Annotated in this window: 15 protein-coding genes and 1 pseudogene; 7 read left to right on the top strand and 9 right to left on the bottom strand. The window is 66.3% G+C overall.

Annotated features, from left to right (window positions below):
- Positions 1-21: 21 nt before the first annotated feature.
- The 4 genes and pseudogenes from holA to ACW17U_RS17250 form a co-directional block, all read right to left on the bottom strand.
- The gene (gene holA, locus ACW17U_RS17265; RefSeq protein WP_492054044.1) at positions 22-1074 is read right to left on the bottom strand and encodes a DNA polymerase III subunit delta; all 1053 of its coding nucleotides are present in this window, start codon (positions 1072-1074) and stop codon (positions 22-24) included.
- 10 nt (positions 1075-1084) lie between these two features.
- The gene (lptE, locus tag ACW17U_RS17260) at positions 1085-1588 is read right to left on the bottom strand and encodes an LPS assembly lipoprotein LptE (protein ID WP_062150908.1); all 504 of its coding nucleotides are present in this window, start codon (positions 1586-1588) and stop codon (positions 1085-1087) included.
- 3 nt (positions 1589-1591) lie between these two features.
- Complete coding sequence (gene leuS, locus ACW17U_RS17255; RefSeq protein ID WP_492054041.1) at positions 1592-4183, bottom strand: leucine--tRNA ligase; 2592 nt, start codon at positions 4181-4183, stop codon at positions 1592-1594.
- Between the two features lie 140 nt (positions 4184-4323).
- Positions 4324-4861, bottom strand: a pseudogene (locus ACW17U_RS17250) (DUF3576 domain-containing protein).
- A gap of 249 nt (positions 4862-5110) precedes the next feature.
- On the opposite strand from ACW17U_RS17250, the gene ACW17U_RS17245 reads away from it, so the two are divergent.
- Entirely contained in the window at positions 5111-5521 is a 411-nt protein-coding gene (locus tag ACW17U_RS17245; RefSeq protein ID WP_062150919.1) for an NtrZ family periplasmic regulatory protein, read from the top strand.
- Here ACW17U_RS17245 and ACW17U_RS17240 read toward each other — a convergent pair.
- Positions 5518-6144: a thiamine phosphate synthase gene (locus ACW17U_RS17240; RefSeq protein WP_492054039.1), complete on the bottom strand. Its 627-nt coding sequence runs from the start codon at positions 6142-6144 to the stop codon at positions 5518-5520. The two genes, ACW17U_RS17245 and ACW17U_RS17240, sit on opposite strands and share 4 nt — an antisense overlap.
- Here ACW17U_RS17240 and ACW17U_RS17235 point away from each other — a divergent pair.
- Positions 6143-6811, top strand: coding sequence for a YggS family pyridoxal phosphate-dependent enzyme (locus ACW17U_RS17235; protein ID WP_492054037.1), 669 nt, complete (start codon positions 6143-6145; stop codon positions 6809-6811). The two genes, ACW17U_RS17240 and ACW17U_RS17235, sit on opposite strands and share 2 nt — an antisense overlap.
- 51 nt (positions 6812-6862) lie before the next feature.
- Here the strand turns inward: ACW17U_RS17235 and ACW17U_RS17230 are convergent, their stop codons facing one another.
- Entirely contained in the window at positions 6863-7858 is a 996-nt protein-coding gene (locus ACW17U_RS17230; protein WP_492054035.1) for a helix-turn-helix domain-containing protein, read from the bottom strand.
- A 206-nt stretch (positions 7859-8064) separates the two neighbouring features.
- On the opposite strand from ACW17U_RS17230, the gene ACW17U_RS17225 reads away from it, so the two are divergent.
- Positions 8065-8820, top strand: coding sequence for a DUF2306 domain-containing protein (locus ACW17U_RS17225; protein WP_492054033.1), 756 nt, complete (start codon positions 8065-8067; stop codon positions 8818-8820).
- Between the two features lie 47 nt (positions 8821-8867).
- On the opposite strand, the gene ACW17U_RS17220 is transcribed toward ACW17U_RS17225, so the two are convergent.
- On the bottom strand, positions 8868-9374 hold the full coding sequence (locus tag ACW17U_RS17220) for a L,D-transpeptidase family protein (protein WP_062150930.1): 507 nt from the start codon (positions 9372-9374) through the stop codon (positions 8868-8870).
- Between the two features lie 61 nt (positions 9375-9435).
- Here ACW17U_RS17220 and ACW17U_RS17215 point away from each other — a divergent pair, with 61 nt between their 5' ends.
- Positions 9436-10122: a response regulator transcription factor gene (locus tag ACW17U_RS17215; protein WP_062151853.1), complete on the top strand. Its 687-nt coding sequence runs from the start codon at positions 9436-9438 to the stop codon at positions 10120-10122.
- Here the strand turns inward: ACW17U_RS17215 and ACW17U_RS17210 are convergent.
- Both ACW17U_RS17210 and secB read right to left on the bottom strand, forming a co-directional pair.
- Positions 10119-10463 carry a hypothetical protein gene (locus ACW17U_RS17210; RefSeq protein WP_492054031.1) on the bottom strand — a complete coding sequence of 115 codons (345 nt, stop codon included), beginning with the start codon at positions 10461-10463 and terminating at the stop codon, positions 10119-10121. The two genes, ACW17U_RS17215 and ACW17U_RS17210, sit on opposite strands and share 4 nt — an antisense overlap.
- 86 nt (positions 10464-10549) lie before the next feature.
- Positions 10550-11044 carry a protein-export chaperone SecB gene (gene secB / locus ACW17U_RS17205; protein ID WP_492054029.1) on the bottom strand — a complete coding sequence of 165 codons (495 nt, stop codon included), beginning with the start codon at positions 11042-11044 and terminating at the stop codon, positions 10550-10552.
- A gap of 167 nt (positions 11045-11211) precedes the next feature.
- Here secB and timA point away from each other — a divergent pair, with 167 nt between their 5' ends.
- The 3 genes from timA to ACW17U_RS17190 are packed head-to-tail and all read left to right on the top strand — an operon-like array spanning position 11212 to position 13531.
- A complete protein-coding gene (gene timA / locus ACW17U_RS17200) occupies positions 11212-11808 on the top strand; it encodes a TIM44-related membrane protein TimA (RefSeq protein WP_492054028.1) in 597 nt (198 codons plus the stop codon).
- Positions 11808-12974 carry a murein transglycosylase A gene (gene mltA, locus ACW17U_RS17195; RefSeq protein WP_492054026.1) on the top strand — a complete coding sequence of 389 codons (1167 nt, stop codon included), beginning with the start codon at positions 11808-11810 and terminating at the stop codon, positions 12972-12974. Before timA ends, mltA begins: the two co-directional genes overlap by 1 nt.
- A 2-nt stretch (positions 12975-12976) precedes the next feature.
- Positions 12977-13531, top strand: a complete 555-nt coding sequence (locus ACW17U_RS17190; RefSeq protein WP_062150940.1) for a Smr/MutS family protein — start codon at positions 12977-12979, stop codon at positions 13529-13531.
- The last annotated feature ends 9 nt before the right edge of the window (positions 13532-13540 follow it).

Here is a 13540-nt window from a genome sequence, read left to right as displayed (position 1 = left end):
CGTTTTCGGGCCGTTCTGGGCCTAGAGGCCCAGACGCCGGGCCCGGCCGGCGATCATCAGGGCGAGGCGTTCGGAAATCAGCTGGTCAGGCGATCCCGAGGTCTTGCAGGCCCGATCGGCATTGAGGATCTCGCCCTGGATCTCCAGCAGCAGGTCCAGGGTCCAGGCCCGGGCCTGGCGCAGAAATTCGCGTTCCTGTTTCCAGAACACGCCGGAGGCCTTGGCGGCCGCCGTCAGGTCAATGCCGTTCTTGTGCAGGGTCAGGGTCCGGCGCAAGCGACCCAGGTGGTAGCCCATGGCCCGCACCGCTGCGGGTCCGCCTTCGCCTTCGGCGGCTGCGCGCCGCAGACCGGCCTGGGCCGCCCCGAGCCGACCCCCAAAGGCATCGATGGCCGCGTCACCCAGAGAGGCCTCCGGCTCGACGCCGAGAAACTCGGTCAGGTCGGCGGCGGTGGCGTTGACGCCGCTCCCGGGGCCGAGGAACAGGGCCAGGCGCTCGATCTCCATCCGGGCCACGCCGCGTTCCTTGGGCAGGCGTGAAACAAAAAGATCGAGGGCCTCGCCGTTCAGGCTGACCTTGTCGCGGGCCAGGGTTTCGCGCGCCAGGCGAGCCATGTCGCCGGCCTCGTCCTCGTAGCAGGGAATGACCGCGCAGCCGGCGGCCTTCTCGCCGACCTTGCGCAGGCTTGAGTCGCGGCCCAGAGCGCCGGCCTCGACGATGAACAGGGCTTCGGGATTGAGCTGGCCGTCGACATGGCGGGTCAGGGCCTCGGCCGTCGCCTTGTCTGGTCCGGCCTTGTCTCCGGTCAGACGCAGGCGGACCAGCCGCCGCCCCCCCATCATCGACAGGGCCGAAAGCTCTTCCTCCAGCTTGCCCGGATGGGATTCGACATCGCTCTCGGTCAGCTGGGCGGTATCGAACGGATCGTCGGGCCGGGCAAAGAGCCGCTTGGCCAGCTGATCGGCCCTATCGCGCACCACGCCGCGATCCTTGCCATAGATGACGACGGCCCGGATGTCCGGGGCCGGGTCCTTCAGGAACCGTTCGACATCCGGCCGCTTGGACAGGATCATGGTGCGGGCGTCAGGACTTGATCTTGCGACCGCCGGCCATCCAGGCGGCGAGATCCAGCTGGATGTTGCGTGCCACCTCGACGGCTGCCCGTTCCTGACCGTCATTCTGGGCCACGATGGCCGAATAGGGCTGGTCGGCCGAGTCATAGGTCACAGCGGCCTCGCTACGGCCTTTGCGGACCTCTACGCCGGTCTTGGCGTCCAGAAGGCGCCAGTTGACCACCATCCGCAGTTCATAACGGTTGGCGACATTGTCGACCCGGACGCCCCGGGCATAGCGCTGCTCGTTGATGGCCAGCGTCAGCCGGTAGGCCGACGGCGAACCACTGCTGCGCACAAAGGCGTCATCCAGTTGCTCGCGCAGCAGGAAGCCCGCGCGGCCATCAGGCGCGACGGTTTCGATGGCCGCCAGTCCCGGCGTGACGCCCGGCGTCGCATAGAGCGGCGTGAACCCGCAGGCCGAAAGGCCGAGAGCCGAAGCGGCGAGGGCGCCCACCAGGAAAATGCGTGTCATGGGTCAGTTGGCCACGATGTTGACGATACGGTCCTTGACCACGATCACCTTGCGGACCGTGACCCCCTCAAGGTGGGCCAGAACGGCGGGATCGGCCAGCGCGATCTTTTCGACCTCGGCTTCGGCGAGGCCGGCCTTGACCTTGATCTCGCCACGGCGCTTGCCGTTGATCTGGATCGGCAGGGTGCGCTCGTCATCGGCGGCCAGGGCGGCGTCGGCTACGGGCCAAGGCGCATCGACCACCAGTCCCTCGGCGCCGAGGCTGGCCCAGGCTTCTTCCGCCAGGTGCGGGGTAAAGGGGGCCACAAGGCGCGCCAGGATGTGCAGGGCTTCCTTGCGGGCGGCCAGCACAGCGGGCGTCGCACCTTCGGCCGGCGCGGCCTTCAGGGCATTGAGGAACTCGTACAGACGGGCCACGCCGCTGTTGAAGCGGAAACCCTCGATGCTGTCGGTGACGAAGCCGATCAGCTTGTGGGCCGACTTGCGCAGGGCCAGGGCCGTCTCGTCGGCCGGATCATGGGCAAAGTCGCCGGACGGCTGGCTGTCGAACTCGTTCCACAGTCGGTGGGTGAAGCGCCAGGAGCCTTCGACGCCGCTATTGGTCCATTGCACATCGCGTTCGGGCGGGCTGTCGCTCATCACGAACAGACGGGCGGCATCCACGCCATAGGCGTCGAAGATGTCCTCGGGGGCGACGACGTTCTTCTTGGACTTCGACATCTTCTCGATGTCGCCGATCGTGATCGGCTCGCCGGTCGTAGCGTGCTTGGCGGTGCGGATGTTGTTTTCCGCCGTTACCACAACGTCGGAGGGTTCGACCCACTCGCCGGCGGTGTTCTTGTAGGCCTCGTGGGTGACCATGCCCTGGGTGAACAGGCCCGCGAAGGGTTCTTCCACCGATACCAGGCCCTCGTCCTTCAGGGCGCGGGTAATGAAGCGGGCATAGAGCAGGTGCAGGATCGCGTGCTCGACCCCGCCGATATACTGGTCGACCGGCATCCAGTGATCGGCCGCCGCCTTGTCGATGCACTCGGCCGCCTCCGGATTGGCGAAGCGGGCGAAGTACCAGCTGCTGTCCATGAAGGTGTCCAGCGTGTCGGTCTCGCGCTGGGCCGCACCGCCGCAGGACGGACAGGTCGTGTGCTTCCAGGTCGGGTGGCGGACCAGCGGATTGCCCGGCTTGTCGGCCTCGAAGGTGACGTCGTCCGGCAGCACCACCGGCAGCTGGTCTTCCGGCACCGGAACGGGGCCACAGGCCTCGCAATGGATGATCGGGATCGGGCAGCCCCAATAGCGCTGGCGGCTGACGCCCCAGTCGCGCAGGCGATAGACCGTCGCGCCCTGGCCCTGTTCCTGGGCCTCGATGCGGGCGATCGCCTCGGACTTGGCAGACTCGATATCCAGGCCGTCCAGGAACGACGACTTGTAGATCGAGCCGGGACCGACATAGGCCTCCTTGCCGATCTCGAAGGACGCCGGGTCCTCGCCGGGCGGCAGAACCACCGGCAGCACCGGCAGGTCGTACTTGCGGGCGAAGTCCAGGTCGCGCTGGTCATGGGCCGGGCAGGCGAAGATCGCCCCGGTGCCGTAGTCCATCAGGATGAAGTTGGCGATCCAGACCGGCAGGGTGATGGTCGGATCCAGCGGATGGACCACACGCAGGCCGGTGTCGCGACCCAGCTTTTCGGCCCCCTCGATATCGGCTTCCGAGGTGCCGCCCTTGCGGCATTCGGCGATAAAGGCCTGCAGCTCGGGATTGCCGGCCGCTAGCTGCTCGGCCAGCGGATGCTCGGGCGCGATCCCGACGAAGCTGGCCCCGAACAGGGTATCGGGACGGGTGGTATAGACCTCCAGCCCTGCGTCATGGCCGGCCGGTGCAGCGCCATCGAACTTGAAGGTGAAGCGCAGGCCCTTGGACCGGCCGATCCAGTTCTCCTGCATGATGCGGACCTTTTCAGGCCAGCGATCCAGGGTCTTCAGGCCCTCGATCAGGGCGTCTGCATAGTCGGTGATGCGCAGGAACCACTGGGTCAGCTTGCGCTTCTCGACCGGCGCGCCCGAGCGCCAGCCCTTGCCGTCGATGACCTGCTCATTGGCCAGGACGGTCATGTCGACCGGGTCCCAGTTGACCGAGGCTTCCTTGCGATAGACCAGGCCGCGCTGCAGCAGCTTCAGGAACCAGGCCTGCTGCTTGCCGTAATATTCCGGATCACAGGTGGCGAACTCGCGCGACCAGTCGATCGACAGGCCCAGGGCCTTCAGCTGCTCGCGCATGGCGGCGATATTGTCGTAGGTCCAGCCCTTGGGGTGGACGCCGCGCTCCATGGCGGCGTTTTCGGCCGGCATGCCGAAGGCGTCCCAGCCCATCGGGTGAAGAACGCTGAAGCCCTGGGCGCGCTTGTAGCGGGCCACGACGTCGCCCATGGCATAGTTGCGCACATGGCCCATATGGATGCGCCCCGATGGATAGGGGAACATCTCGAGCACATAGTATTTCGGCCGCGCGTCCGAGATGTCCGCCGTCCGGAAAACGTCGGCTTTCGCCCAGGCGTCACGCCATTTGGGCTCGGTGTCTTTGGGATTGTAGCGGGCCATGAAAACCGGGTGTCTAGATATGCCAATAGCGCCCCAGGCAGGCGCGTCCGCAGACATATAAGCGGTTTCGCGGCCGGAGCGCGCTCGAAAGTAGGGGAATTCGGGTCTTCGTCGCCGCGCGGCGAAGACCCGTCAGGGGGTTAGCCCTTGATATTGGAGAGCCGAAGCTGACGCGCGCGGGTCAGGATCGCATTTTCGATATCGGTGGCCGTCTGGTCAGCCGCCGGCACATCGGTCCAGCCGCCGGCACCGTCCTTGGCCTGCTTGAACACATTGACGTTCAGGCCGTCAGCGCGAAAGGCGGGTGTCCAGGATATAGATGGTCGCCTTGAAGCGCTCATCGGGCTTTTCCGGGTTCACATACCAGTCGGTGACGATCACGCCGCCATAGGGATCGGCCGAGGCCAGGGGCATGAAGGCCAGGGTGTCGAGGGTCGCCCGCCACAGATAGCCATTGACGCCGATCGAGCCTTCGCTGGCCGGGGCCTTGCCGCCGCCGCCGCCCAATCCCTTGAAGGGATTGAAACCGCCCACGTCGTCTTGCGACACGGTCTGGAACACCTTGGGACCCTTGGTGCTGCCGCAGGCCGAGAGGCCCAGAACCGACAGCGCCAGCATGCCGGCAACGACGCCCCGCAACACTGACCCACGCTCAAACGCCATAGTATCTCGCTCCAATGTCTCGCCGGCGCGATCGCGCAATCTGGCGCGCCCCCGCGGCCGGAGCCGGTCTATAGCATGGCCGCGCTGCCTCAAAACAGGAATCGCGTGACTGGTCCGCCACAGGCGCCGCCTGAATCGCATTCATCGTCCGATTGTGCGACCAAACGCCGGTTGACCACGTTAGGGTCAGGCCATTAAGCGATCATAAGGGCGCACATTCTACAGTCGGGATGTGTGTGGTTTGGGACAGGCGACAAGACAGTGATGACCGCGACGCGTTTCATTACAGCCGGTGCAGCGGCGCTGATCCTCACGGGATCGGCGACGATCGCCCAGGCGCAGGTCAAGACTCGCGCCGCTACGCCTGACTTTACCGTGAAGAACGACTTCACCAGCAACCCGAAGGGCGTGTTCAGCCCGCAGGACTCCCGCAAGACCCTGCAGTGGGACGCCAAGAAGGGCAAATGGGGCCTGAAGCTGGGTCTCGACCAGCCGCTGGGCCGCGAAATGGAACTCAAGGACGTCGAGGCCGGTGCCTATTTCAAGGTCACCCCGTCCATTCGCGTCGGTGGTGCGGTGGCCCTCGGCGACAACAATCCCGCCCTAGCCGCCCGCAAGGCCGAGCCAGTTGAGCCCGCGCCGCGCGTCCGCCTCGAAACCGCGTTCAAGTTCTAACTCAGCAACGCGTCGACGGCCGCCAGGCCAACGATTCCCGTCCCTTCCAGCTGTTCAACTGTTTCCGCCCGGATTCCGCCCAGGGCGTAGATCGGTGTGTCAGTCATCCCGACCCATCGCCGAAGACCCTCCACGCCCAGGGGTGTTCCGGCTGACGGGCTGTTGCTGGCGAAAACCGGCGAAACGAATAGTGCATCTGCGCCCAGGGCGCTGGCGGTTCCGACAGCCTCCGCATCATGGGCCGCCTGGGTCAGGATCCAGTCGGATCGCCTCGCCCGGATCGTCGGGGCCGTGTTCCCGAGCCTTTGCGGCAAGTGAAGTCCGTCGGCACCGATCGTCTTGGCCAGGTCCTCATCCGCGCCGACCAGCAGGAGAAGGCCTCTCCGGTCGGCGATACGCCTCAGCCTTTGGCCCTGATCGACGGCATCGGCCGCGCCAAAGGCCCTGAACACCACCGCAGCATGCCTCGGCAGGCGCTCGGCGACGGACTCGGGGTCCGGCACCCTGGCCGGGTCGGTGAAGAAAACCAGGCTCGGCAGCACAATTCCCCGCACCGTCCTTGGCGCAAGGGTTCTGGCCGTCCTAGACAGGACCTCCAGTTCACCGCCGGCCTTCACGATCATGTCAGACGTCTCCCAAACCAGCCCCCTGGCCTCAATCCGGGCCCGCATTGCTGCGGCCGAGGTTGCGGCCGGTCGTGCGCCGGGCTCGGTCACGCTGGTGGCTGTGTCCAAGACCCAGCCCTGGGACCATATCGCCCCGGTTCTGGCGGCTGACCAGACGGTGTTTGGTGAAAATCGTGTCCAGGAGGCCATTGAGCGCTGGACGCCGCATCGCCCCGGCCTGGAACTGCGGCTGATCGGTCCGCTGCAGACCAACAAGGCGCGCGAAGCCGTCGGCTTCTTTGATGTCCTTGAAACCCTGGACCGCGAAAAGCTGGCCCGCGTTCTGGCCGACGAAATCCAGCGCCAGGGCCGGGCGATCCGCCTCTATGTCCAGGTCAATATCGGGCAAGAGCCGCAGAAGGCCGGAATTTCGCCGGCGGAGGCCGACGCCTTCATCGCCGCCTGTCGCGGGCCCTATGGCCTGACCGTGGAGGGCCTGATGTGCATTCCGCCCGCCGAGGATGATCCCGCGTCCCATTTCGCCGCCCTGAGGGCCATTGCGCAGCGCAACGGCGTCGAGAAGCTGTCCATGGGCATGAGCGACGACTTCGAGACCGCGATTGCCCAGGGGGCCACCTCGGTGCGGGTGGGCTCGGCGATCTTTGGGGTCCGCGCGCCGCAGTGAGAAGCGGTCCGGGCCAAAGGTCTCTTGGGGCACCCCTGCGGGGCGAAACCCTTAACCGGGCACCGAAGACGCTTTGCGGAATTGCTGGGGCGTAAGCCCTGTCTCGAGTTTGAACGCCCTGTTGAAGGGACCGATAGAGCCAAAGCCGCAATCATAGGCGATCGTGAGAATGGGCAGGTGCTCGTAGGCGGGATCCGCCAACTGCCGTTTGGCCTCCGTGATGCGGAAATGGTTGGCCATCTGGTTGAAGTTGCGAAAGCCCAGGGGCCCCGTGATGCAAGCCGTGATCTTGTAGTCGGGTTCGCCGAGGCGGCGGGCCACATCCGCCACTTTCAAACTCTGGCGGGTGTAGAGGCCGTCCTGCACCATCAGCTGCCGAAGCGCCGGGGCCAGGCCGTTGGCGTCGCTCGTTCTATCGCGCTGCCGTTCCGGCCGGGTGACCGACAGGGGATGTCGATGGCGGTACCAGATGGCCGCCCCCATCCCCAGCAGAGAGAAGATGGCACAGGCGGTTTTGATGGCCATCCGCTCCTGCGCGGTCAGCTCGCCGGCCGGGGCACCGCCCACCCAGATGACCGCAATGGCCAGCGAGGCCAGGTAGCCGGCCATAAAGGTCAGGCGAAAGCCTTGCTCGCCCCGATTCAGGCTCGAGTTCAGGCCCTTCAAGGGTTCGATGGCGGCCAGCAGGAGGAGGGCCGAGCTGACCAGCTCGCCCAGATTGCCAACCATGCGGGGCAGGGGTCCGGCACTCGCGCCTGACCAGCGCAGGACGGCGCCGGACGCCACCAGGATCAGAACCAGCCCGAGCGGCCACAGTTCCCGCCGGGGCCTGGCAGGCTGAAAAAGGGCGCGGACCAAGAGCCACGACCAGCCGCAGGTCGCGTCGCCCGCGATCGCGACCAGTTCGGAAACCAGGCCCAGCCGGCGTCCGATGATCTGGCTGAGACAGAATGCACCCACGGCCGCGGCGAAGAGCGCGCCATAGAGGAGCGTATCGTCTGGACGGCCTCCGCTGCGCGGCGTCGTGCCCAGGCCCTCAGCGCGCATGGAACCCCTGTTCCTCAAGCCGGCCGCTCATGAGCAAGCTCCAAAAAACCTGACCGATTTCCAAATCGGCGAGAACGTCGCTGTGAAAACCCGCACGCCTTGGCCGATCGCAATCCGCCGAGAGTAGAACGAACATGACGACAGCAGAACTTGCAATTCCATCAAAGACCGCTTCGCCGGGCGAAGCCCTTCTGAGGCGAGCAGGTGTGGCCTGGTTCCTGGTCGCCGCAGCCGGCCAGGGTGCCTTCATCTGGATGATCATCGCCCACTATGGTCGCAGGACCATGGCCGGCGATCTGGCCGGGTGGAACGACAAGCCCATCATCAAGGGCTACGTCTCCGCCGATGACCTGGGCAACCTCATGTTCGCGGTCCATGTGCTGCTGGCGGCGGTGGTGACGCTCGGCGGCCTCTTGCAGCTTGTACCGGCGATCCGTCGAAAACTGCCCGCCCTGCATCGCTGGAACGGACGGCTGTTCTTCATCATCGCCTATGTGATGGCCCTCGGCGGGTTCTGGCTGACCTGGGTGAGGCCCACCTATCTTTCGCTGATTTCGGCGGTTTCGGTTTCCCTCAATGGTGTGCTGATCCTGGTCATTGCCGGTCTGGCCTGGCGGTTTGCCGTGACCCGGAAGTTCGAGGCCCATCGCCGCTGGGCCATGCGCGCCTTCATGGTCGTCAATGGGGTCTGGTTCCTGCGCGTCGGCATCATGGGCTGGGTGGTGGTGTCTGGCGGCGGCCTCGGCATGAACCGTACTCTATCGGGACCGGCCGACATTGTGCTGCAGTTTGGGTCCTACCTGATCCCTCTGGCGGTGCTTGAGGTCTATCTTCGCGCCCAGCGCAGCGCGCGACCTGTTGTCAAAAGGCTCGCGGCGGGACTGGTGATCGCGATGACCGCCGTCACGGCGGTCGGTGCGGTCGGTGCCACCCTCTTCATGTGGGGGCCCTACATGCTGTGAAGCCGAGCGCGCCCGGCCGGACTCCGAGTCCGGCCCACGGGGCTCGCCTAGATCCCGATCTCCACCGCATCCCCGGGCTGGGCCGTGGCCAGAAGGGCTTCCAGATCGGCGCGCGCCAGGGCGACGCAGCCTTCGGTGCCGGAAAAGTCCTCGCGGGCCAGATGCAGGAAGATCGCCGAGCCCATGCCGGGAACCGGCGGATCATCGTTGTGGGCCAGGATGCCGACCAGGTCATAGACGTGATCGTCGCGCCAGAGCCGCTCGGCGCTGGCGGCATAGGGCAGCTTGACCGGGCGATTATAGGCCGGATCGCCCGGAGCGTCGCACCAGCCGTCGTCCGGGGCCATGGGGCGAACGGGCAGGGCGGTGGTCGGCCCGTCTGGATAGACGTCTGGGCGATAGAGGATTTCGCGGATCAGCCAGACGCCGGCGGGGCTCCTGTTGTCGCCCTCGCGCTTGTCGGCGGCGGCAATGACGCCGGCCTTGCCCAGGGCGCAGCGGACGGCGCGTCCGTTGATGTCAATCTGGCCGTCAGGGCGGGCCTTGAAGATCATTGTCGCCTTCTCCGCTCCCAAGGGTTGTCGCGAGGGGTCGCACCGGTGCATGTTCCGCCATATGGCGCAACGCAAGACCCTTTTGCTGATCGACGACGACGACGACCTGCGGGGCGCGTTGGCTGAACAGCTTGCCCTGCACGAAGAGTTCGCGGTGGCCGAGGCCGCCACGGCGGGCGAGGGCGTGCGGATGGCGCGCGAGATCAAGCCCGATCTCGTGCTGCTGGATGTCGACCTGCCCGACATGGACGGCCGCGAGGCCTGCCGGCTGATGCGCAAGAACGGGGTCATGGCCCCGGTGATCATGCTGACGGCGGCGGCCAGCGACAGCGATACGATCCTGGGCCTGGAGTCCGGGGCCAATGACTATGTCACCAAGCCCTTCCGTTTCGGGGTGCTGCTGGCCCGCATCCGTGCCCAGTTGCGCAGCTACGAGGCCTCGGAAGACGCCCTGTTCCGCATCGGCCCCTACGAGTTCCGCCCTTCGGCCAAGCTCCTGGTCGACGAGAAGCAGAAAAAGGTGCGGTTGACCGAGAAGGAAACCAACATCCTCAAATACCTCTATCGCGCCGGCTCCAAGCCGGTCTCGCGCGAGGAGCTGCTGACCGAGGTCTGGGGCTATAATGCCGGGGTCACCACCCACACCCTGGAAACCCACGTCTATCGCCTGCGCCAGAAGATCGAGCCGGATCCGACCGTGGCCAAGATCCTGATCACCGAAATGGGCGGTTACCGGCTGCAGCCTTAGAGGCTGTCATCCGCTTCCCAGGCAGCCCGTTCTTCTAACCACTCGTCAGCGCCCCATTTGCTCTTGGCGAGGTTGAAACGCATCCACTTATCAAACGCTTCGAACGGCACTGTGTGAGGCAAAATCGTTGCGAGCTCCTCGGCGGCCGCCCGCTTTTCAAGTATCGCTAGCGCTTGGTGAAATGCCCAAATCGCGACTTGCCGCCAGTTGTCATCGACGGGGATAGCTGCCGCATTGGCTTCGTAAATTCGGTTCAGAGTGTTCTGCGCATCAAGCGTAAAAACGGTCTGCGGCCAGAGCGCCTTGGTGCTTTCGAATAAGGCTGCTTTGTCGATGGTCACGACGCCCTGCCTTCGTTGAGCAATTTAAAGAAAAGGCCCCGATCACAGCATGATCGAGGCCTTGTTTTTCAGCGATGCACCCGAAATCAGGCGTTGCCGACCACCACGCCTTCGGCCTGGGCCTTGCGGGCCGCATAGACGCCAGCGAAGTCGATCGGGTCGATCAGGAAGGGCGGGAAGCCGCCTTCGCTGGTGACGTCGGCGATCAGACGACGGGCGAAGGGGAACAGGAAGCGCGGGCACTCGATCAGCAGGACCTGCTCCAGATCGGCTTCCGTCACGCCCGAGATGTGGAACAGGCCGCCATAGACGACTTCCACATGGAAAACGGCCTGGTCTTCGCGGGTCGCGCGGGCCGACAGCTTCAGGTCCACCTCGAACAGGCCGTCGGTGCGGCCGCGGGCATTCATTTCGACGCCCATATCGATGGCCGGCTGGGCCGTGCCTGCCCGCAGACTGTCGGGCGCATGCGGGCTCTCGAACGAGAAGTCGCGCACGAACTGGGCCATGATGCGGATGCCCGATTGAGCGGCCGCGTTGTCGTCTGCAAGCGCCTCAGGGGCGGCGGTCGTGTCGGTCATTAGGAATAAATCCGTACTCGGCGTCTAAAAAGGCCGCTAGGAGAGAGCGGCGCTGCTAACACGCGGGCGGCCTTGGTGCAACGCCAGGCGCCTTACGCGAGAGCTCGCCTCACCTATATAGACATGGCGACCAGTCTGTCGAAGCAGCCGCGGATAACCAAGTGCTTATGCAAATTCTCGTCCTTGCCGTCATCGCCGCCGTGGTCCTGTACCAGCTCTACGCCACACTCGGGCGTCGGGTGGGGCGTCAGCCCGAGGATGCGCCGGCGACCGGGGCCAGAACCGTTCCGGCACCGGCCGGGCCGGCCGAAGCCTTGGCCGCCGGGCCCCTCGAAGGCGTCGCGGCCCTGCGCGCGCGCCAGCCCGACTTCAACACCGCCCATTTCCTGAGCGGGGCCCGCTCGGCCTATGAGATGATCGTCAAGGCCTTCGCTGTCGGTGATCGCGAAACCCTCAAGCCGCTGCTGGCCGACGACGTCATGGCCAATTTCGAGGCGGCGATCGTGGCCCGCGAGGCCGAGGGTCGCAGCGAGACGGTCGAGATGATGTCGCCACCGCGGGTCGATCTCGACACGGTCGCGGTGGTCGGCGACACCGCCCGGGCCGTCGTGCGGATTCTGGCCGAGGTTCGCGCCAGGACCACCAGCGCCGAGGGCGACGCAGTGGATGACCGCCGCACCGCCGAGCTCTGGACCTTTGAACGTTCTCTGAAATCGACCAATCCGAACTGGATCCTGGTCCACGTCGCCGCCGCCGAAGCCTGATGCTGCGGAACGGTCTGATCGCTGTCGCAGCCGCCCTGACCCTGGCGGCCTGCGCAACCACGACACCGACCCCGGTGGCCACCGGTCCCGTCGCGCCCCCGGTCCTGCCCGGTGCGAGCCCGACCCCGGCGTCTGCGAATCCTGTCCCGACCCTGCAGGCCCTGGCTTTTGGCACCCTGGCGGGCTGGACCGAAGAGGACCACCTGGCGGCTCTGGATGCCTTCCGGGCCGGCTGCGGTGTGGCGCGCGAGCCTGATATGGCCCGGGTCTGTCGTCTGGCCCGTACCGACGGACCGCGCGATGAACTGGGGGCACGTCTGTTCCTGGAAGCCAATTTCAGACCCCAGGCGGTAGGGGATCAGGGCCTGCTGACCGCCTATTTCGCGCCGAAATACGAGGCCCGCCTGTCGCGTTCGGACGAGTTCAGCGCGCCGGTGCGGGGGCTTCCGGCGGATCTGGTCATGCTCGACCTTGGGGCCTTCGAACCGTCCCTGGCGGGCAAGAAGGTCAGCGGCCGGGTCAGGGCCGGCAAGTTCGAGCCCTATCCGGACCGCAAGGCCATCGAGGCCTCGCCCGCCGACAAGCCCCTGGCCTGGATGCGGCCGGAAGAGCTGTTTTTCCTGCAAATTCAGGGGTCGGGCGTTCTGGTCACACCGGACGGTCGCCGACAGCGGGCCGCCTTTGCCGGCGGCAATGGCAAGCCGTTTGTCGGTATCGCCACGGCCATGCGCGATCGGGGCCTTCTGACCGACAACAACACCTCCGGTGACGCGATCCGCACCTGGCTGGCCGACAATCGCGGCCCGAGGGCTGACGAGATCATGCAGCTGAACCCGCGCTACATCTTCTTCAAGCTGTCGGACGACGACGGCCAGGAGGCCGTGGGCTCGGCCGGCATACCCCTGCCGGCGGGCCGGGCCATCGCCGTCGATCCCAGCCGCCACGCCATGGGCGGCCTCTACTGGCTGGACGCCGCAGCCCCAAAGCTGGCCGGTGCCTTCCCCGCCTATCGCCGTCTGGCTGTGGCTCTGGACGTGGGCGGGGCCATCAAGGGCGAGGTGCGGGCCGATCTCTATACCGGCAGCGGCCCCACCGCCGGCATCGAGGCCGGTCGCGTGCGCCATGACCTGCGGATGTACCGTCTGGTTCCGATCCCGAAATCCTAGCCATGAAACGGCCGCCGCGACCGGAAGAACTGCGCCTCTGGGGCATGGTCGCCGACACGGTGCATGCGCGGCCTGGCGACAAGCCGCTGAAGCTGCGGGCCAAGGTCAAGATCAAGCCGGTCAGGGCCCCCAAGGCCGCCAAGGTCCAGCCCACTCACCTGGCCTCCATCGCCCCTCTGCGCATCGACCCGTCCGAGATCAAGCCGACACCGGTCAGGACGCCCAAATCCGCACCCGGCCATATCGAACCCAATCGCCGCAAGCGCCTGATCAAGGAGCATGATCCGATCGGGGCGCGGCTGGATCTGCACGGTTTTGACCAGGACCAGGCCCGCCCGGCCCTGGAAGCCTTTATCCGGCGGGCCTATGCCGATGGCCATCGCGCCGTCCTGATCATCACCGGCAAGGGCAAGATCGGCCACGGGGTCCTGAAGAAGCGCACGCCGGAATGGCTGGCCGCGCCGGCCCTGCGCGAGATGATCGCCGGGGTATCCCAGGCCGACCAGCGGCACGGCGGAGAGGGCGCGCTCTACGTGGCGCTGAAGCGGCGGGCCTAGGCGCGGGGC

Source organism: Caulobacter sp. AVps16 (assembly GCF_058681455.1).
This window is presented reverse-complemented; position numbering and strand designations above follow the sequence as displayed.

Bases quoted from the DNA above. Each gene is read 5' to 3' on its own strand.
- holA (WP_492054044.1), bottom strand. From the start codon at position 1,074: ATGATCCTGTCCAAGCGGCCGGATGTCGAACGGTTCCTGAAGGACCCG.
- lptE (WP_062150908.1), bottom strand. From the start codon at position 1,588: ATGACACGCATTTTCCTGGTGGGCGCCCTCGCCGCTTCGGCTCTCGGC.
- leuS (WP_492054041.1), bottom strand. From the start codon at position 4,183: ATGGCCCGCTACAATCCCAAAGACACCGAGCCCAAATGGCGTGACGCC.
- ACW17U_RS17245 (WP_062150919.1), top strand. From the start codon at position 5,111: ATGACCGCGACGCGTTTCATTACAGCCGGTGCAGCGGCGCTGATCCTC.
- ACW17U_RS17235 (WP_492054037.1), top strand. From the start codon at position 6,143: ATGTCAGACGTCTCCCAAACCAGCCCCCTGGCCTCAATCCGGGCCCGC.
- ACW17U_RS17240 (WP_492054039.1), bottom strand. From the start codon at position 6,144: ATGATCGTGAAGGCCGGCGGTGAACTGGAGGTCCTGTCTAGGACGGCC.
- ACW17U_RS17230 (WP_492054035.1), bottom strand. From the start codon at position 7,858: ATGCGCGCTGAGGGCCTGGGCACGACGCCGCGCAGCGGAGGCCGTCCA.
- ACW17U_RS17220 (WP_062150930.1), bottom strand. From the start codon at position 9,374: ATGATCTTCAAGGCCCGCCCTGACGGCCAGATTGACATCAACGGACGC.
- ACW17U_RS17215 (WP_062151853.1), top strand. From the start codon at position 9,436: ATGGCGCAACGCAAGACCCTTTTGCTGATCGACGACGACGACGACCTG.
- secB (WP_492054029.1), bottom strand. From the start codon at position 11,044: ATGACCGACACGACCGCCGCCCCTGAGGCGCTTGCAGACGACAACGCG.
- timA (WP_492054028.1), top strand. From the start codon at position 11,212: ATGCAAATTCTCGTCCTTGCCGTCATCGCCGCCGTGGTCCTGTACCAG.
- mltA (WP_492054026.1), top strand. From the start codon at position 11,808: ATGCTGCGGAACGGTCTGATCGCTGTCGCAGCCGCCCTGACCCTGGCG.
- ACW17U_RS17190 (WP_062150940.1), top strand. From the start codon at position 12,977: ATGAAACGGCCGCCGCGACCGGAAGAACTGCGCCTCTGGGGCATGGTC.